The sequence below is a fragment of the Aminivibrio sp. genome (genome assembly GCF_016756745.1).
In the GTDB taxonomy this organism is placed as follows: Bacteria; Synergistota; Synergistia; order Synergistales; family Aminobacteriaceae; genus Aminivibrio.
Window position 1 is genome coordinate 57,499 of sequence record NZ_JAESIH010000043.1, and the last position, 19,023, is coordinate 76,521.

Annotated in this window: 16 protein-coding genes; 11 read left to right on the forward strand and 5 right to left on the reverse strand. The window is 54.6% G+C overall.

The features are described 5' to 3' along the window. Positions 1 to 2: 2 nt before the first annotated feature. The 5 genes from JMJ95_RS05835 to JMJ95_RS05855 all read right to left on the reverse strand — a co-directional run bounded on the left by JMJ95_RS05835 (position 3) and on the right by JMJ95_RS05855 (position 8,190). On the reverse strand, positions 3 to 1,310 hold the full coding sequence (locus JMJ95_RS05835) for an acetamidase/formamidase family protein (protein WP_290683558.1): 1,308 nt from the start codon (positions 1,308 to 1,310) through the stop codon (positions 3 to 5). 189 nt (positions 1,311 to 1,499) lie between these two features. Continuing rightward, positions 1,500 to 3,083 (reverse strand): efflux transporter outer membrane subunit, encoded by a 1,584-nt coding sequence (locus JMJ95_RS05840; protein ID WP_290683559.1) that lies wholly within the window; start codon positions 3,081 to 3,083, stop codon positions 1,500 to 1,502. A 17-nt stretch (positions 3,084 to 3,100) separates the two neighbouring features. After that, positions 3,101 to 6,226 (reverse strand): efflux RND transporter permease subunit, encoded by a 3,126-nt coding sequence (locus JMJ95_RS05845; protein WP_290683560.1) that lies wholly within the window; start codon positions 6,224 to 6,226, stop codon positions 3,101 to 3,103. Positions 6,227 to 6,229: 3 nt separating this feature from the next. After that, positions 6,230 to 7,525: an efflux RND transporter periplasmic adaptor subunit gene (locus JMJ95_RS05850; RefSeq protein ID WP_290683562.1), complete on the reverse strand. Its 1,296-nt coding sequence runs from the start codon at positions 7,523 to 7,525 to the stop codon at positions 6,230 to 6,232. Continuing rightward, positions 7,522 to 8,190 carry a TetR/AcrR family transcriptional regulator gene (locus JMJ95_RS05855; protein WP_290683564.1) on the reverse strand — a complete coding sequence of 223 codons (669 nt, stop codon included), beginning with the start codon at positions 8,188 to 8,190 and terminating at the stop codon, positions 7,522 to 7,524. The genes JMJ95_RS05850 and JMJ95_RS05855 overlap by 4 nt, the downstream gene beginning before the upstream one ends. A 626-nt stretch (positions 8,191 to 8,816) precedes the next feature. On the opposite strand from JMJ95_RS05855, the gene JMJ95_RS05860 reads away from it, so the two are divergent. The 11 genes from JMJ95_RS05860 (at position 8,817) to JMJ95_RS05910 (ending at position 18,838) form a co-directional block, all read left to right on the forward strand. Further along, complete coding sequence (locus tag JMJ95_RS05860; RefSeq protein WP_290683566.1) at positions 8,817 to 9,194, forward strand: VOC family protein; 378 nt, start codon at positions 8,817 to 8,819, stop codon at positions 9,192 to 9,194. Positions 9,195 to 9,849: 655 nt separating this feature from the next. After that, the gene (locus tag JMJ95_RS05865) at positions 9,850 to 10,653 is read left to right on the forward strand and encodes a sulfite exporter TauE/SafE family protein (RefSeq protein ID WP_290683567.1); all 804 of its coding nucleotides are present in this window, start codon (positions 9,850 to 9,852) and stop codon (positions 10,651 to 10,653) included. A 248-nt stretch (positions 10,654 to 10,901) separates the two neighbouring features. Then, positions 10,902 to 11,567: a GntR family transcriptional regulator gene (locus tag JMJ95_RS05870; protein WP_290683575.1), complete on the forward strand. Its 666-nt coding sequence runs from the start codon at positions 10,902 to 10,904 to the stop codon at positions 11,565 to 11,567. Between the two features lie 123 nt (positions 11,568 to 11,690). Further along, positions 11,691 to 12,944 (forward strand): aconitase X catalytic domain-containing protein, encoded by a 1,254-nt coding sequence (locus JMJ95_RS05875; protein ID WP_290683568.1) that lies wholly within the window; start codon positions 11,691 to 11,693, stop codon positions 12,942 to 12,944. Beyond that, positions 12,944 to 13,360, forward strand: a complete 417-nt coding sequence (locus JMJ95_RS05880) for a DUF126 domain-containing protein (RefSeq protein WP_290683569.1) — start codon at positions 12,944 to 12,946, stop codon at positions 13,358 to 13,360. The genes JMJ95_RS05875 and JMJ95_RS05880 overlap by 1 nt, the downstream gene beginning before the upstream one ends. A gap of 63 nt (positions 13,361 to 13,423) precedes the next feature. Next, complete coding sequence (locus tag JMJ95_RS05885) at positions 13,424 to 14,422, forward strand: DctP family TRAP transporter solute-binding subunit (protein WP_367153763.1); 999 nt, start codon at positions 13,424 to 13,426, stop codon at positions 14,420 to 14,422. A gap of 94 nt (positions 14,423 to 14,516) precedes the next feature. Further along, complete coding sequence (locus tag JMJ95_RS05890) at positions 14,517 to 14,996, forward strand: TRAP transporter small permease (protein ID WP_290683570.1); 480 nt, start codon at positions 14,517 to 14,519, stop codon at positions 14,994 to 14,996. Beyond that, the gene (locus JMJ95_RS05895; protein ID WP_367153764.1) at positions 14,891 to 16,276 is read left to right on the forward strand and encodes a TRAP transporter large permease; all 1,386 of its coding nucleotides are present in this window, start codon (positions 14,891 to 14,893) and stop codon (positions 16,274 to 16,276) included. The genes JMJ95_RS05890 and JMJ95_RS05895 overlap by 106 nt, the downstream gene beginning before the upstream one ends. A 39-nt stretch (positions 16,277 to 16,315) precedes the next feature. Beyond that, the gene (locus JMJ95_RS05900; RefSeq protein ID WP_290683572.1) at positions 16,316 to 17,593 is read left to right on the forward strand and encodes a hypothetical protein; all 1,278 of its coding nucleotides are present in this window, start codon (positions 16,316 to 16,318) and stop codon (positions 17,591 to 17,593) included. Positions 17,594 to 17,625: 32 nt separating this feature from the next. Beyond that, on the forward strand, positions 17,626 to 18,024 hold the full coding sequence (locus JMJ95_RS05905) for a transposase (protein ID WP_290683573.1): 399 nt from the start codon (positions 17,626 to 17,628) through the stop codon (positions 18,022 to 18,024). Next, positions 17,933 to 18,838, forward strand: a complete 906-nt coding sequence (locus JMJ95_RS05910) for an IS3 family transposase (protein WP_290683580.1) — start codon at positions 17,933 to 17,935, stop codon at positions 18,836 to 18,838. The genes JMJ95_RS05905 and JMJ95_RS05910 overlap by 92 nt, the downstream gene beginning before the upstream one ends. Positions 18,839 to 19,023: the final 185 nt, after the last annotated feature.

The following is a 19,023-nucleotide window of genomic DNA, read 5'->3' on the forward strand; positions in this document are numbered from 1 at the left end:
AGTCAGAGGCTGTACTGCTGCCTCACGAAGGGCATGAGGCCTATGCGCTCGAGCCTGTCCACCGGGCAGCGGAAGGTCACCATAACCACTCCCGGAGCCCGGCCTATCTCGATGGCCCCGGCCAGGGTGGCCCTGTTCTTCACCTCCGGCACGGCCATTTCCAGCACGGAGGACGCTCTTTCGAGCCCGTTGTCGATGGCCTCGTTCATGGATGCTCCGGTGCCGATGAAGCAGACGGGAGCGTCCTCCTCCATCTTCGCCACGCACCACTTCTCCGCCAGCGACTTCAGGACATGCTTCTCCGCGCAGGTCAGGGGCTTCGCCAGGTGAGGGAGGTCCTCCTCCAGGGGCAGCAGGATGGGACCGTCGATCTTCAGCCCCTTGATCACGGAAACCTGCAGGGTCACCACTCCCGCCACGTCGGCTGTGTGCCCGGCAATCTCGCCGTTTCCCTGGAAGGCGTGCATGTCCCCCACGTAGACGCCGCCGCCCGGCACCTTCACCGGGCAGATGAGCACCGCCCCGGCCCGGACCGTGTTCACGTCCATGTGGCCGTCGGTGCGGCAGGCAAGCTCCTCTTTTTTCTTGGCGTACTCATGGGGAGCTCCAACGAGGAAGGCGCCGAAGTCCCCCGCGTTGTGAGAATCGGGGAAAGGAAGGGACGGCGTGGTCCCAAGCTGGCCAAGGAAGGGGCGCATTCGGGTCGCAACCCCCACAAGGTCCGCCGGGGCGAAGGCGAGGATGGGGTTCTGGATGGAATGGTCCGGCTTGGCGGAGTAAAGCTGCGAATCCTTCGCCACCATCTCGGCTCCCTGCTTGTCCAGGGTCAAGGCCAGCTTCCGTTCATGGTCGAAGACGATGGAGTAGCCGCTGGTGAAGGCAAAGGGGGAAATCTCCGCGCCGCAGAATGCGCACCGGACGGCACCCTGGCCGATTCCCTCCAGCACCGTCTTCGGGTGGTAGGCCCCGCAGGAGGGACACTGCTTCGCCACGTAGGGGTCGCCCTTGAACCGGCTCGCGTCAGGCGTGGTATCGTTCCCTGACGCCGTGGCGATGGACGTCACCACCACTTCCTTTATCCTTATGGCGATGGCGTCACCGGGTTCGGCCCCCTCGACCGCCACGGGCACCGTCACCTCATGGCCGCCCTTCAGCTCCGGCGTGATCATGGGCCCCCAGCACCCCGGCGCCGTGTTCGCGACGATGAATCCCCCGTCCCTCACCGGACCGAGCATAGGCTTCGAAGGATCGAGCACCCCGTCGGTGAACCTGTCTACAAACACCGTTCCTGAACATTTTTTCAAACTCACGGAGCAACACTCCTTTCCAGAGCATGAAAGCCGCCGACTCTCGCTTCGCCCTTTTCCGAAAAAGCAAACTTTTTACAAGTGTAGCAGATATTCCTCAATCCGCACCCCCAAGAATATCTCTTCGGGCCGCTCTAGAGTGATTCGGCCTGTATTTTAGTCCATGCGGTAATACCCCTCCGCTTTCTGGAATTACTCCCCCTTGCTTTTCAAATCCTTTCGTATCTGATCAAGATAGGCCCGGCTTTCACTCGAAAGCGTAGTCTCCGGAGTCGCCGTCTCGCTTTTGACAGCCGGCCGAAGCTGATTATCCTCAGCCGTCAAAGGGACCCATCCGCCGCCCAGGGCCTTGAATATACGAACGATGTTCGAGAACATTTCGCCCTCACTCATTGCGTACTGTTCTTCAAGGTTGAGCAAAGCGCTTTGGGCACTTATTACATTGTTGAAGTCCGTGAGACCGTTCATGTATTGGTCCTGAGCAACTTCGCGCGCATTCCTTGCCGCCTCGACGCCGCGTTGAAGAGATTGGTTGCGCTCGCGTTCCTGCGTTTCCGAGGTCAACGCATTGCGCACTTCCGCAACGGCGTTCAGTACGGTCTGTTCATACGCTGCCAGCATCTGTTCCTGTTTCGCCGTCTGGACTTTGATATTGTTTCGTATCTCACCGCCATGAAATATCGGCCACAATATGCTGGGCCCGAACCTGTAGCTTTCCCCGCCGGAGGTGGACAACCCTCGCGTTGTCGTAAGAGATTCAAGGCCGATTGAACCCAACAGGTTGAATTTTGGCCAAAGATCCTTTTGTGCCGCTTTCTTTCGCGCAATCTGCGCTACCAGCCGGCGTTCGGCCGAATAAATATCAGGGCGCTGACGGAGCGAGTTCGCGGGGATACCGACGAGATTGACCGAATCAAGCTTCGGCAGGGGCTTTTCAGCCAACATCTCCTTCAGACTCCCAGGCACTTCACCGACAAGGATTGCAAGTATATTCATCGTTTCCTCAATACTGGCACGCAACGGAGGAATTGTCGAGCGCGTCTGTTCCACTGTGTACTTTGCCTGGCTCAGCGCAAGTTCGTCTTTGAGCCCGGAATCATACTGCGACTGAAGCAGCTCCAGTGTCGACATTTGCAGAGCCAGGTTGTTCTCGGCTATCTGCAGTCTTTTCTGCAAAGTACGAAGAGACGCATAATTCAGGGCAACCTCGGAAGAAAGCGTTACCCACGCGTTATGGAGTGCTCCATATTCCGCCTGGAGATCGGCCGCACTCGCCTTGATTTTTTGCGACCGCCCGCCGAAAATGTCGATTTCCCACGACGCATCAATTCCAAGACGATAGGTATCGATAGGCCCTAGCTGTTTTCCTGTGGCGGATGCGTTCTCTCCGGTTTTTGAACGAGTCAGTGTATTGACATTGTCCAGCCAGGGCAGAATTGCAGCCTTGCTGATTCCCAGCGCGGCACGGGCCTCTGCGAATTTCGCCCTTGCCGATATCAGATCCCTGTTGTTTTCAAGCGAGGACATTATGAGTTGAGTCATTGTTTCATCGCCAAGAGTATTCCACCAGTTCGCGAGGATTTCTGGAGAAGGAGCTTCCGCAACCTCGCCATCCGCCGCTAAATAGGGCATCGGGTATCTCTTCGCCAACTCCGTCCATTTGCCCGCCTCAAGCTCCGCGTCTTTTAAAACCGGAACCTTGTCCGCTGCACACGCTCCAAAGGGGAGGAGAGTGAGCAGCCATAGCGACACAATTATAGCTGCCAATTTTTTCATAAAATTACATCTCTCCTTTAATTTTTTGAGAACGCACGGCGTATTCCCGCCTTTATTTTTTCCCTGCATGTCTGCAGGAAGACGTACAACCCCGGGATCAGGAAAATACCCAGTCCCGTCGCCAGGCTCATTCCGAAGAACATGGTCGTCCCCACGTGAAGGCGGCTTCCCGCACCCGCACCCGTTGCGACGAGCATGGGAGTGACTCCTATAACGCAGGTAAGGGCGGTCATCATGACTGACCGGAACCGTTCAGACGCCGCGATCCCGGCGGCCTCCATTATGGAGTGCGAGTGTTCGTCATGTTGTTCCTTTGCAAACTCGATGATGAGGATGGCATTCTTCGCCGACAGCCCGACAAGCAGCAAAATACCCAACTGGGCGTAAATGCTGAGCGAAATTTTCATTATGAATATACCGATCATAGCCCCGAGCAGAGCTACCGGGAGAGAGAGTATGACTCCCAGAGGTACCGACCAGCTTTCATATTGCGCCACAAGGAACAGGTACCCGAACAGAACGGCGATTACCATTATCAGGCCTGTTTGTCCTTGCGCTTCCTGCTCTTGATATGTCATTCCCGACCATTCAAGAGAATATCCTTCAGGCAGGGTTGAAGCAAGTTCCTTTACCTTTATGATACCTTGTCCCGTCGAGTTCCCAGATGCCATAAAGGCCGTTATCGCAGCGCTGGGAAAGAGATTGTAGCGGCTGACCGCACGGGGCGCAAGGATCTTTTTGAGCGTCAGAAAGCTTTGCACCGGGACATGCTCACCCGTCATACTGTTGACGTAAATACTCCCGATATTGTTTATTTTATTTCTGTACGGCCAGTCGGACTGTACTATGACCTTGTTTACCGTCGTCCCTATGTTGATATCGTTAATGTACGCGGTACCAAAGTACGTCTGCAGCGTATTGAAGACATTTTCAACCGGAATGCCGAACATTTCCGCCTTTTCTCTGTCCAGATCAAGATAGAGGTGGGGCGTATCGGCGGTATAGGAACTGAAAGCGTAAAGAAACTCCGGTGACTGGTTGATTTTTCTTAGAAAATCGTTGAGAACCTCGGCGAGTTTTTGCGGGTCGTTGTCCAGCGTCGCCTGTAGTCGAATATCCAATCCCCCGGACATTCCGAGTCCCTGGATCGCCGGAGGCGTGAACACGTTAATATTCGCCTCAGGAACGGAAGCCGCAATCGCACGAACCTGCCCTACAATGCCAGCCTGGCTCGTTTCCTCTGTTTTTCTGAGAGACCAGTTATCGAGACCCAAAACGATGGATCCGACGTTTTCTCCGGAATCTCCCATAATACTGAAACCGATTATGCCAATAACGTCTTTAATCCCGGGGATATTTTTGAGCTGCGGAACTAGTTTGTTCATTACAGCCTGAGTTCTTCCCTGTGACGCCCCTTCGGGAAGCTGGACGACAGAGAACACCGCGCCCTGGTCCTCGTCCGGGACAAATGCCGTCGGCGTACTTTTCATGATTCCCACCGAAGCCGCAATCACCAGTGCAAGAAACCCGAGGGTGACAAGCGTTCTGCGGGCGATCCAAAGCGCACCGGAAACATACCCCCTGGAGGCGCTGGCCACCAGCCTGTTGAACCAGGCAAGAGGTCCCCTCGTTTTCGGCCTGACATCGTTGAGCATATGGGCGCACATGGCCGGGCTGAGCGTCAGCGCGACAATGAGCGAGAAGACCACCGAGAAGGACACCGTCACGGCGAACTGACGGTATATCTCTCCCGTGATGCCTCCCATAAACGCGACGGGAACGAATATGGCAAGGAAGACCAACGTTGTGGCGGTCATAGGTCCCGTTACGTCTTTCATGGCCTGAAGGGTCGCGTCCACGGAGTTGACCCCGTCCCTTTCCATGACGTACATAACTCGTTCCACGACTATGATGGCGTCATCGACGACAGTTCCTATGACGAGAACGAACGCGAACAGGGTGAGGATGTTGATGCTGAAGCCAAGCGCAATCAGACCTGTAAACGTCGCCAAAAGGGAAATCGGTATGGCCATGACGGGAACAAGGGTAACTCGCCAGTCCTGCAGAAAGAGGTAACAGACCAGAACGACGAGAGAGAACGTAAGAACCAGTGTCTGGAGAATTTCTTCGATTGTCGCCCTTACATAGTCAGTGGAGTCGTATCCAATCCGGAACGCCGTGTCGTCGGGCAGGTTCTTTTCCAGCTGTGACAGCGCTTTCTTCGTTGCAGCCATGGCGTCAAGAGCATTTGAACCGGATGCCTGCGAGAGCAGCATTACAGCGGAAGGAGATCCGTTGAGAGCGCCGTGGAAGGAGTAATTCTCAGATCCGAGCTCTATTCTCGATACGTCCTTCAGCTTGACAAGCCCACCTTCCGCCGTCGTTCGCAGGACGATGTTCTCGAACTGGCGTACGCTTCCAAGACGACCGGTCGTCGTCAACGTATAGACCAGCGGCGTATTTTCGTTTCCGGGAGCCGCTCCGATTGAACCGAGGGATGCCTGTTTGTTCTGGCTCGTTATCGCATTGGCGACATCCACAGTGCTGAGCCCAATTGAAGCAAGGCGTTCCGGGTCAAGCCACACGCGAAGGCTGTATTTTGCTCCGAGCACTTCGACATCGCCCAACCCCGGCACTCGCTTCAAGGTATTGCTCACGCTGTTGTAGGCATAGTCCGCCAGGAAGAGCTCGTCTCTCGTTCCATTCGGCGACATAAGGGCAACGAATCCAAGTGTGTCCGAGAACATGGTCTCCGTCGTTATCCCTCTCTTCGTAACTTCACTCGGCAGAAGAGGCGTTGCCTGCTGGACACGGTTCTGGACCTTAACCAGCGCCATATCCGGATCCGTTCCTGTTTTAAATGTGATAGTCAATGAGTAAAGCCCTGTGTTGCTTGACGTCGAGCTCATATAGATCATGTCGTCGACGCCGTTGATCGCTTCTTCAAGGGGAACGCCGACGGTATTCGCCAATGTTTCTGCGTCGGCGCCGGAATATGTCGCCGACACTCGTACCTCGGGCGGCGCGACATCGGGATATTGTTTCACAGGGAGGTTGAACGCCGCTATTATCCCCGCCAGCGTAAGGACAACGGCTATGACCATTGCGAACCTCGGGCGGTTTATAAAGAACTTCGAAAACATGGGTTATTTTCCCTCTCCCGCAGATGTCCGCGTGTCACCGCCGGTATTTCCGGATACTATTGGCTTCAGATCGTAATCCGACTCCATCGCCCTCTCCGCCGGCGTTTTAGAATCATTTCCATTCGTCGCGGATACAGGCCTCACTTTCACTTCCGGTCGGACTGACTGCAGGCCGCGGAGAATAATCCTTTCGCCCGGCTCCAGCCCTGAAACTACTTCACGCATCGTGCCGAATTCTTCGCCGAGTTTCACCCTGCTCTTGTGAGCAATATCGTTTGCATCCACGCTATACACGAAGTCTCCCTCGGCGTCGGCAAGGATGGCCTCCTGCGGTATAACCGATGTTATACGGGATTTCGCCGGTTTCGCCATGACCCTGACCATAGCCCCGGGAACAAGAAAGCCTTGAGTATTCTCGAAAAGCAGGCTTATCCTTATCGTGCCGGTCTTCTCGTCCATCACGTTGTTCTCGAAGTCACGAGCTCCTTTTGCCGGATATATCTTCCCGTTCGCAAGCCGGACAGTTGCGTCGTAGACAGAGTCGTCCGACGACTTGAAAGCCTCAAGCTGGTCAAGATACTCCTTGTCGGGAAGAGAGAATGTGACGCGTATAGGGTCTATCTGAACTATTGTCGTAAGGTCCCCGCTTGACGGCGTCACATAATTCCCCTTTGTGAGAAGCGCTTCGCCTATTTGTCCCGCAATCGGGGCTGTGATTCTTGTATATCCCAGATCAATTTCCGCAAGCCGCACCATTGCCTTCGCCTGTTCCACGGCAGCCTTGCCCTGCAGGACATCGCTTTCCGACAATTCGATATCCGATGCGGAGACGCTGCGTACGTCCGCAGCCTTAAGGCGTTTATCATACTTCAACGCTCTGTCGTACGTTGCCTCGGCTTTCGCCAGTTCAGCCTTCCTCAGCGCGACCATCGCTTTGTACTGCCTGTCGTCGATCGTGAAAAGGAGCTGCCCCGCCTTCACCATAGAGCCTTCTTTAAAATGCACCTTTTCTATCTCTCCACTGATTTGGGGCTTTAACGAAACCGTCTGAATGGGGTCCACCCTGCCTATGTATTCTCTGCCTACGGCGAGGTCCGCTTTTTCGACGACGGACAGCACAACAGCCGGCGCCTGCGGCTGCCTTTGTACCGGCTGCTTGCCGTTTGACCTGCCGTCGAGATATGATTTTCCAAAGAAAGCCAGGGCCGCCATAAGCAGCAGAACAATGATTGTTCTTCCAATCTTTGACTTGGGTTTGTTTGTTTTTTCTGTGTTGTTGATCTGTTCTGGAGATGTCATTGTGCGACGTACCTACCCTTTCCACGTATACTTTTATTTTGTGTTATTGGTACTGTTTTTGGAGCAAGCGCTTTTCCCAAAGCATCGAATATGAAATCCGTATGCTGTGTAAAATCAACGTGATAAAAATCATTCACCTGAAACATGAAAATACCGTGAAAAATCACCGTGATCAGCAACGACAAGTCTCTGGGCGAAACATCTTTTCTAATGACGCCTCCTTCCTGAGATCTGACGAGCAGCCTTTCCACCATTTGTCGTTCCTGTTCCGTGCGATTCAGCAGTATTGCACATACTTTTTCGCGAACCTCCCGCGGCCATTCCTCTTTACGGAGCATAAAGCTGTATATTTTTTTAAATTTTTCACTCCGCAATGGTTTTCCCATCTTATTCTTAAAGTACACGCGCATGCCGTCCAGAGATTCAAGAGCCTTACGATCGACACACAGCTCCTCTTCCGCCTGGGCGCACATGTTCTCGATCACGCTGATGAGAACGTCATTTTTGTTTTTAAAATGCCAGTATATGGCGCCCTTCGAGAGACCTATTCTCCTTGCTATTTCAGTCATGGAAATGTTTGGGAACGGTTTTTCGCTCATAATCTCCATAGCGGATTCAATGAGCTTTTCCCTTGTCTTCAGTGCCTCTTCTTTTACTCGTCGCATCACCGGTACACCTTCTCCTCCACAAAAAGTAAAGCCTCAAGATTATACATACCGATATGCATGTATGTCAACCTCATAATAGCGGATGTTACGAGACAGTAATAACCTGAATCCACGGCTTTTTCAGGCAGGAGGAATGCCGACCAGGATATAAGGTGAATTCACCCCAGTCAGAGACGAAGAGATACCCCCTGGGGGACAACGTCCGGGGGACGAGAAGGTTTTCACAGGCAGGCAACCGGCGAACGCAAGGAGCCGCTGGACTCGCTTGGGCAGTTGTCAAGGACGACAATCTGCACCCCCCGCCCAAGCGAGCACCGGTGACACTCCCCGCTGGGGTGCGGATTTAGGCGGGGCCACTTTAGTTGTAAATCGGTAGTAATAGTTATATAATTACCATAATAATTTTGTTTATTATTGTTATGGGAACCGCTCATTTGTACTTGTCGGAAGGTATGCCGTATACTGCGTAAACTACTGCCTTGATCCGCGGAGAAATCAACGACTTCCCTTACCGTGCTTTGTAGTGTATCCGCTCCAACAAAGACCATTATACAGCAGGATCAGGGGAGGATGTTGTTTCATCCCTATTTGTATCGCGGCATTGCTGCGAGATGGAGGTTAAAATGAAAAAATTCAGAATGACAATCATGTGCAGAGATATTGAAGCATCGAAGAAGTTTTATCAGGATTTAGTCGGGTTGAAGCCATTCAGAGAATTTACAGCCGGCGAAGAGACTTTGGGAGGAGCATCGCTCTGCTTCATGGAAGACGAGAGCGGTGAGATCGAAGTGGAACTGGTATGCGCATCCAGAGGTGACAAGTGCACCACAAAAGGTTTTGTAGCCTGTTTCTTCACAGATGAAGAGGGCATCGTTGCGAAACAGCAGCAGGCACTCGACATGGGATACAATGCTACAGAGATCAGAAAGCCCGATGAGAACAGCACATATTTCTACGTATATGACCCAGACAAGGTATCAATTGAATTCAGGGTCGGATAACAACAGGCCGGTTCTTCATTGGATAATCAAAGGTTTTGGGGTTTGCCGAAGTTTGTTGAGGTCTGAAATTGGGGCCTCGACACATTCTCTGTCAGAAAATTTTTGGATCTAAAGTTGGGGTCTGAGATTGGGGTCCGACTTTGGGATCAGTCGAAACAGAAGTAGCAGACGAAGGAATTTACATCTTTCTTTGCTTCATTGTAGCATAAGTTTTAATAATATTTCACATAACATAAAGGGGCTAAATCCGCACCCCGGCGGGAAGCGTCACGGGGGCCCCTTGGGCCGGGGTTTAGGTTGTCGTCCGTGACAACTGCCCAAGCGAGTCCAGCGGCTCCCTGCGTTCGCCGGCTGCCTGCCTGAGAAACCGACATCCGTGCCGGTTTCTCTCACCTCAGGCGCCCTCCTCCGGGGGATTCCTCCGCAAAGAGCGCGGAACGAGATCTCTTCGCCCCTGGGGAGGGTGAATTCGCCTTACCCCACGGCGACACTCCCTCTGCCTGAAAAATTTGCTGATCGAGGAAGGGAAGTTATTGGATGTTTTTCTGGCTCACCCTGGGATTTGTAAATGCACCTGCATTATTTTCAAGAAGTCAACGGGGAAGACATAGATATTGCTGTAGGCATTGAAGAATATTAAAAAAAGGGTGATATTGTGCATTTACCGATTTATTTATTACCTCTGGCAGGACTTATTATAGGGTTTCTGATATCTTTAATGGGTGGAGGTGGAGGAATATTTTATGTTGGAATGCTGACAGGATTGTTTGCTATTTCAATGGATCAGGCTGTGTCTGTATCTCTTGCAACGATTATCCCGACAACCCTGGCTGCTTCAATAAGTCACTACAGGGCAGGAAATGTAAAGCCAAAAACAGGTTTTTTACTTGTGGCAGGCGGAATTGTCGGAGTAATCGCCGGTTCCTATCTTGTCACAATTGTTCCGGTAAAAGTTCTTAAAAAAATATTTGGAATCTTTCTTCTGGTCATGGGAACCGGCATGGTGATTTCAAGAAAGGAAAAGCACGTCAAAGAAGAAAGAGCAGAAAACGGACTACTGGAAGAACCTAACGCTAATGAAAGTAAGCCTGTTTCAAAGCTTTTTATAGCAAAAGGCTTGGTATTTGGGTTACTTGGCGGGCTAATGTCAGGTATGCTCGGTGCAAGCGGCACGCCTCCAATCCTTGCAGGACTGGAAAGTATGGGTCTTTCCTCTTTGGAGGTAGTGGGCACATCAGTCATGGTGTTATTTTTTATAGCTATTACAGGAATGGTAACCCATAGTGCATTTGGAACTCTGAATTGGCTACTGGTAATACTGCTAGCATCCGGCACTATAACCGGTGCAATCCTCGGACCTTTATTTAGTAAGCGGATAAACAAAAAAGCTTTGGAAAAATTCTATGGCCCGTTTTTTATTGTATTTATTTTATTAATGGCAATATCGATGTTCTTCTAATATTTTTTACATCAATAGGGAATAAATGAGCTGGCAATCGCACGTCAGGCTATTCATTAACGAAACGAATTTATAGAGTGAACCTCTTAAAAGTCTCGGGCACATTGCTCTTCTATCTTGTACAATTGCGTCGTCGCAATTGTTTTCAACCCCTGCCCTCTATACGGGGAGATGAGGGCTGTGTCTTTCTTCGAACGATGCGGGCAGCGGGAAAAACATATTCGAAAAAACTACATGCGGTGGTATGGATGCCTAAACTACGTAATAAAGATGGCTTGACGAATTTTGTTTGCGATAAGATCCGCGAGGAGATTCTAGAGAAGCGATTCCTCCCCGGAGCTCCGCTGAGCGAGATACCGCTCGGAAAGAAGCTCGGCACCAGCCGGACTCCTGTGCGCGAAGCGCTCCGGATGCTGAGCAAGGAGGGGCTTGTTCGCCTGATTCCCGGGAGAGGCGCGTTCGTCACGGAGATCTCCGTCGAGGACATCAAGGAGATTTACGAGATCCGGCGCGCCTTGGAAACCATCGCGTTTCAGTCCGCCGCCAAGAGGATTCCCGACGAAACACTCGACGAGATCGCCTCGTTCTGGAGAGACCTGCGCGTCAAGGTGGAGTCCGGGGCACGGTTCGACAAAAAAATCATCGCGGATGGCGACAGGGCGCTGCATATGCGGATCATCGGATACGCCTCCAACCAGCGCATCCGAGAGATTCTGCTTTCCCTTCAGTCGCAGATCGGCCGCATGCAGCTCCTCGCGCTCTTCTCGCTCAAGGACACGCTGAACACCATTTCGCAGCACGAAGAGATCATCGCATGCATGCGGAACCGCGACGAGGAGCAGATCAGAAAGGTCCTGTACAATCATATCGTCCTCAGCGAAGGGTATATCCTCTCGAACTTCATGAACGCCTGATTCAACACTGGTTGTACGCTTTCGAAAATTCTTCGGCGGAGATGCGTTTTCCGCTTGCGCACAATTGACTAGCGTTATAAAATATTTTTGCATGCAAGATGCGTTCAAAAAGCACGCCTGGAAATGCTTTGCAAGAGAGCGAAAGCGGGGTGTTTATGGGTGAAGTTACGGGACGAAGAGAAACGAATGCTCGACGGAGAGCGCGGGTACGGAACGCAGCGCGCAATGGAGCTGCTGGTGGCTTTGGGGACGACTTTCGAGGCGGACGAGATGATCCCGGTCACGAGGGCGCATGTCGCGCTGAGCGGCCAGGAGGGCGATACGTACTGGTGCGAACTGCTTGTCGATGGCGGTGCGTTCTGCAAGGTGCCGCCGACGACCAACCCGGCGTGGGCGGTCGAGGTACTGGGCGAGGTGCCCAACGTGACCGACGCGGAGCGGGAATTGGCGTGGCGGACGTTCGACGCCTACCGTAGGATTGGCGCAAAGCTGACCTACAGCTGCACTCCCGAGCTGTGGGGCAACGTTCCCGCCTTCGGCGAACACGTGGCTTTCTCCGAATCGAGCGCGACGCCGTACGTCAACGCGGTCCTCGGAGCGCGCTCAAACAGGGAGTCGTCTGTAAGTGCGCTCGCGTGCGCCGTGACGGGCGTCACGCCCCGGTATGGTCTGCACTTAGCGGAAAACAGGAAGGGCACGATGCTTGTCGATGTAGAAGCGGATTTGAACGAGCCGTACGACTGGGGTATGATGGGGTGGTACGTTGGGCGGTTCGTCGGATCGCATACGCCGGTGTTCCGCCTGCGAAATTTCAGCAGACGACCGACCCCCGAGGAGCTGCTCTATTTGGGGGCGGAGTTGAATACGAGCGGGGCTGTTCCGATGTATCATATCCTGGGGATGACGCCCGAAGCGCCCGATATGCCGGCCGCGTTCGGCGGCGCAGTGCCTGCGGCGGAAATGGTCGTGAAAAACGAGCATCTCGCGGAGCAGCAGGATCTGCTCTCCGAAAAGGCCGGCAGGATAAATTCGGTGATGCTCGGCTGTCCGCACTATACCTACGATCAGTTGATCGATCTCGCCGGGCGCGTCGAGGGGAAAAAAGTCCATGCGGACGTCTCCTTCTGGGTGTTGACATCGTGGGATGCCATAGAACTTGCGCGCCGTTCCGGCCATATCGAGGCCATCGAGGCTTTCGGCGCGCGTCTCATCTCGGACACCTGCATCGACGAGCCGTGCTGGAAGATGTTCGAGGGAGGAACCGGCGTGACAGATTCTCCGAAGAACATGTACTACCGGAAGCGGCGGGGGCAGACCTTCACGATACGTAGACTCACGGAGTGCATCGAAGCAGCCGTGCGCGGGGAGGTGTCGTGATGGCTCCGGAACGGATGGTGCGTTGCAGAAGGGTGAACAAAGGAAAGGGAGAGGGAGAGGTTCTTCTTTCCAAGGACGCGATTTGTTTTTACTTGTGCGACCCGGAAACCGGCGTCGTCATCGAGGAGGGGCACGCTCTCCACGGAAAGAGCGTGGCGGGAAAAATTCTCGTCGTCAAGTCGGGCAAGGGAAGTTCGGTCGTCATGATGGACGGCCTATATCAGCTCAAGATGCGGAACAATCTGCCCGCAGCCATAATCGTTGACGAAGTGGAGCCGGTGCTCGTCTCCTCCTGCGTCGTTGCCGGGGTACCCGTGGTGGACAGGCTGGAGGAAAATCCTTATACAGTTCTTAAGGACGGTGATCGGGTCATCGTGGATGCCGATGCGGAAACGGTGCTGATCGAGACGCGCTGAGAGCTTCCCCGGACGGAGCGCTGGGGGAAACACTGGTTGAAAGATGAAAAAGGAGGGGTTGTAATGAATCGTATGGGCAGAGTAGCGGCGTTGGCGGTTGTGCTGGCGGTGGTGTTGACGGGCTCGGCGTTCGCGGCGGCGGAGTATGTGATCAAGGTCGGGTATATTCTCCCGGAGAACCAGTCGGACCACATCATCATGCGGGACGTGTTCAAGAAGGACATCGAGGAGAAGAGCGGCGGCAGGATCGCCGTTGAACTCTACCCCAATGCGCAGCTCGGCGGCGACAGGGAGCTCATCGAATCCGTTCAGCTGGGGACGGTACAGGTGGCCATCCCCGCAACGTCGGCGCTCGCCGGTTTCGACAAGCGCTTCCAGGTATTCGACCTTCCCTTCCTCTTCAAGTCGAAGGAGGTCGCGTTCAAGGCCCTCGACGGTGAACTCGGCAAAACAGTCGACAAGCTGCTGAAACCCCTCGGAATGCGCAACCTGGGGTACGGAGAGAACGGTTACAGGCACATCACCAACAGCCGTAACCCCATCCACAAGCCGGACGACCTGAAGGGAATCAAGCTGCGCACAATGGAGAACCCGCTCCACATCGCCTTCTTTAAGATGCTCGGCGCAAACCCTACGCCCATGAGCTTCGGCGAACTCTACACGGCACTGCAGCAGGGCACTGTGGACGGGCAGGAGAACCCCGTCGTCCTTGTGTACACCTCCAAGTTCTATGAAGTGCAGAAGTTCTATTCGCTTACCGGACACGTCTACTCCGCCACAATGCTTGTGGCCAACGACGACTTCTTCGCATCGATGCCCGAGGATCTCTGGAAGATCGTCGAGGACGCGGGCAAGCGCTACGTCGTCGAGCAACGGGCGCTCGCGGAGGTGCAGGAGCAGGAGTTCCTGGAAGAGCTTAAAAAGACGGGACTCCAGATCAACGAGCTGACGCCCGACGAAAAGCAGCTCTTCATCGACGCCACGCTTCCCGTCTACGACCAGTTCAAGGGCGTTATTGGTGAGGAGCTTGTCGAGCTGGCGAAGAAAGCCAACGAAATTTAAGGGAGCATCCGTTCGAAGAACAGGAGAATCGTTGTTTTCGCACCGCAAGGGAGCAGCAGACCCTTGCGGTGCGCTGTAAAGAGGAGGGAGAAGAGTGCGAAATGCGTTCGATAGAATCGAGGAAGTCTTTCTTGTAGGCAGTCTTGCCTTCAACGTGGTCCTTATTTTTATCCAGGTGGTCATGCGGTATGTATTTCAAAACTCCCTTTCGTGGAGCGAGGAGCTTGCGCGCTACATCTTTCTCTGGCAGACGTGGGTGGGAGCGAGCTATGCGGTGCGGATGCGGCGGCATTTTCGCGTGGAGATGATCGTCGACCTCATGAAGGGGCGACTCCGCAAGTGGTACGAGTTTGTCGTGCTGCTGGTGTGGTGCGCGTTCGCGCTCTTCATCGCTTGGCAGGGAAGCGTTCTTACAACATTTCTCATCAAGCGCTGGCAGGTGTCGGCGGCCATGCAGATTCCCATCGCGTGGGCGTATGCCTCGGTGCCCGCAGGGTGCGCCATGATGGCAATCCGCCTCGTCATGGAGATGAAGGATCTGCTCCGCGACCTGCGAAGTGGGGCGGCCTGCTGATGGAGACGCTGCTGCTCTTCGCGCTTTTGATCGTCCTCATCGCCACCAGCATCCCCATCGGTATCGCGCTGGGGCTGGCAACGGCGATCATGCTCCACTTCACGACCAACGTCTCGCTGATCATGATCGCGCAGAAGTCATTCTCGTCCCTCGACTCCTTCCCCTTGCTCGCCATCCCGTTCTTCATCCTCGCTGGGGCGCTGATGAGCTACGGCGGCATCTCGAGAAGGCTCGTGGCGCTTGCAGAAAGCCTGGTCGGATTCATCATCGGTGGGCTCGCCATGGTCACCGTGCTCGCCTGCATGTTCTTCGCCGCAATCTCCGGATCGGGACCGGCGACGGTCTCGGCCATCGGCTCCTTCATGATCCCCGCGATGAAAGAGCGCAACTACGACGCGGGGTTCGCCTCCGCGCTTACCGCCGCTGCGGGGACCATCGGCGTCATCATCCCGCCGAGCATCCCGTTCGTCCTCTACAGCATCGTCTCGGGAACGTCCGTGGGCGACCTCTTCCTTGCGGGCATCGTTCCCGGCGTGATCATCGGATTCCTGCTCATGCTCAACTGCTACGTCATCGCGCGGAAGAAGGGGTACCTGGGGGACGGGAAGGTCCACACGCTCGCCGACACGGTGAAGGCATTCCGCGAGGCCGTCTGGGCGCTGCTCGTGCCGGTCATCATCCTCGGCGGCATCTACGGCGGCGTGTTCACGCCGACCGAGGCCGCCGTCGTCGCCGTAGTCTACTCGGTCTTCATCGGCATCTTCGTCTACAGGGAGCTCACCTTCGCGTCGCTCTACGAGGCGCTGAAAGACGCCGTACTCGTGAACGGGGCGACCTCCTTCATGGTGGGGTTCTCCATGGCATTCGCCGCCTACCTCGCCATGGCGCAGATCCCGGCCAAGCTGGGGGCGTGGCTCGCCGGAGTCTCCACGGACACCATCGTCATCATGTTGCTGCTGAACTTCATCCTCCTCGTGATCGGCTGCTTCGTGGACAACATCGCCGCCGTCATCATCCTGACGCCCATCCTTCTGCCGGTGGTCACGCGCCTCGGCATCGACCCCGTCCAGTTCGGCGTCATCATCACCGTGAACCTGGCGATCGGCTTCGTCACGCCCCCGTACGGGATCAACCTCTTCGTGGCGTCGGCGGTCTCTGGGGAGAGCATCGAGAAGATCTCCAAGAACATCATGCCGTTCGTCATATCGATGGGCGTCGCGCTGCTGCTGATCACCTTCGTGCCGTCGCTGAGCCTCGGCCTTGTGCGGCTGCTTCGGTAGAGAGGGGAGAATAGTATGTGGCCCGGGCGAATTCCCTACGTGCTCGAAACGGGAGCGGGGCCCGAGTTTCCTCGTATGTTCCGTGCACAACAGCTCTTTCCGCGAAAGCGGCTCGACGACGTCCCCGCCGCCGCGACCGCCTCGATGGAGGCTTTGGCGCTTCCGGACCTCTCGGAGAAACATATCGCCGTAGCGGCGGGCAGCCGGGGGATAGCCGACATCGTCCCCGTGCTGCGCTCGGTCGTCGCCTTTTTGAAGAAGCGAGGCGCCGTGCCGTTCATCGTCCCTGCGATGGGAAGCCACGGCGGTGCGACCGCCGATGGGCAGCTTCATGTCCTGGAGGGGCTGGGCGTCACGGAGTCGTCCGTCGGTGCGCCCGTTCGCTCGTCCATGGACGCGGTGCTGCTCGGGAGGACGGAGGACGGAATCGACGTCTGGTGCGACAAAAACGCCTTCGAATCGGACGGCATCGTCGTCTGCAACCGGGTGAAGGCGCACACGGACTTCAAAATGCATGTGGAGAGCGGCCTGTGCAAGATGATGGCGGTGGGCCTGGGCAAGCACAAGGGGGCGACCGCCATCCACGGCCAAGGAGTTGCTAAGCTGGGGCCGAGCGTACTCTCGGCGGCGGTGCTCTTTCTTGAGCGCGCGCCCGTGCTCTTCGGCCTCGCCATCATCGAGAACGCCTACGAGGAGACGATGATCGTCGAGGCGATTCCGCCCGGTCGCTGCCTCCAGAGAGAGGAGGAGCTGCTTCTGGAGGCGAAGGCCGCGATGGGGCGACTCATTCCGAAGGATATCGATATTCTGGTGGTGGAGCAGATCGGCAAGGAGATCAGCGGGGCCGGAATGGACCCGAACATCTCGGGGCGTCCGATGAAGGGGGCGCTTGGTTTCTCTGAGATCGCCTCCCCGGAGGTCGTCGTCGTGCTCGGGCTGACGGAGCACTCCTCCGGGAACGCCATCGGCATAGGCCTCGCCGACATCACGACACTGCGCGCCGTCCGGGGCCTGGACTTCGCAAGCACCTACACGAACGGCGTCACCGCCGGAGACATCCGAGGCTGCGCCATTCCGCTGCTCGCAAACGACGAACGAGACGCGATCGCCATCGCCATCTCGAGCTGCGCTCCCAAGACCGCGAAGGAGTGCCGGATCGTGCAGATAAAAAACACGCTCGAACTCTCCTCCATCGCCGTCTCGGAGGCTTATTTCGACGAGCTGTCCGGGAACGCGGACATACGCGTGCTCTCCTCCCCGGAGCCGATGCGCTTCTCCAAGGACGGGAATCTCGAACGAGTGGATGCCTCCTCGTAAGGGGGCGGAGGGAACTATAATGCTCCCAAGAAATGAGACATGAAAAATATGGTCGAACCGAATATAATAATGAAATGATGAAGAAGAAGAAAAACACCTACAATCCAGAATTCAAATCGAAGGTCGTACTGGAACTGCTAAGCGGACAGCACACGCTCAATGAACTTGCCGAGAAGTATCAAATATCGCCGGCGACATTAAGTGGCTGGCATAAGCAATTCCAGGAACATGCAGCTGAAGTTTTCCAGCGCGGTGAAACAGACAGTTCCAGGGAAATAGAGGCTAAAGAGCGCGAAATCACAGTTCTGCAGCAGAAGGTTGGCCAGCTCACGATCGAGTGTGACTGGCTCAAAAAAAAATATAACGAAATCTTTGGTCCCGAAGGAGCGACTAAAGCTAGTTTCTACAGAAAACAAAAAGCTGACGGTTAAGAGACAGTGCGAACTGATCGAGGTGAATCGCAGCAGCGTTTACCGCAATCAAAGCCAGGATCTATCCGATCCGACACACGGAGAGTCTGCGGAAAACCTGGATATCATGAAAATCATTGATAAAACACATATGGCGAAACCGGCCTGGGGATATCGCAAAATGACTGACTATCTGCGAAATCATTACGGCTGCAAAGTCAACAGGAAACGCGTACGCCGCCTAATGCGGCTGATGGATATTATCGCGTTATATCCGGGGCCTAACCTGAGCAAAAAGTATCATGCACAATATGTACGGCCATATCTGTTGCGCAATCTGATGATCGATCATGAGGATCAGGTCTGGGGTGTGGATATCACCTATCTGCCGTTTAAGAAAGGTTTTATGTACTTGTTTATCATCATCGACTGGCATACTCGCGGGATCGTGGACTATGAGATCAGTTACACATTGGAAAAGGAATTTGTATTACGCTGTCTCCATCGTGCTCTCAGCCACCGTAAACCGGAGATCATCAATTCCGACCAGGGCAGCCACTTCACCAACCAGGCCTACCTGGATCTGATGGAGAGCAACGGAGTCAGGATATCAATGGACGGCAAAGGCCAGGCGTTGGACAATGTTCGCACAGAACGTTTTTTCCGCAGCTTGAAATACGAGGATATCTACATCAACGAGTACATCACACCAAAGGAGATGATCGCAGCCGTCAACAAATACATTTATGACTACAACACGATCCGCCCCCATGCATCGCTGGGGGGACTTACTCCCGATGCTTTTGCCCGGCAACAAAAGATCCATGCAGCCTAATGAAAGGAGATATTCGGATCATCTGAGATTTTGTGTCTTGACATTGGGGGGCACTATAGTGGACTATGAGATCAGTTACACATTGGAAAAGGAATTTGTATTACGCTGTCTCCATCGTGCTCTCAGCCACCGTAAACCGGAGATCATCAATTCCGACCAGGGCAGCCACTTCACCAACCAGGCCT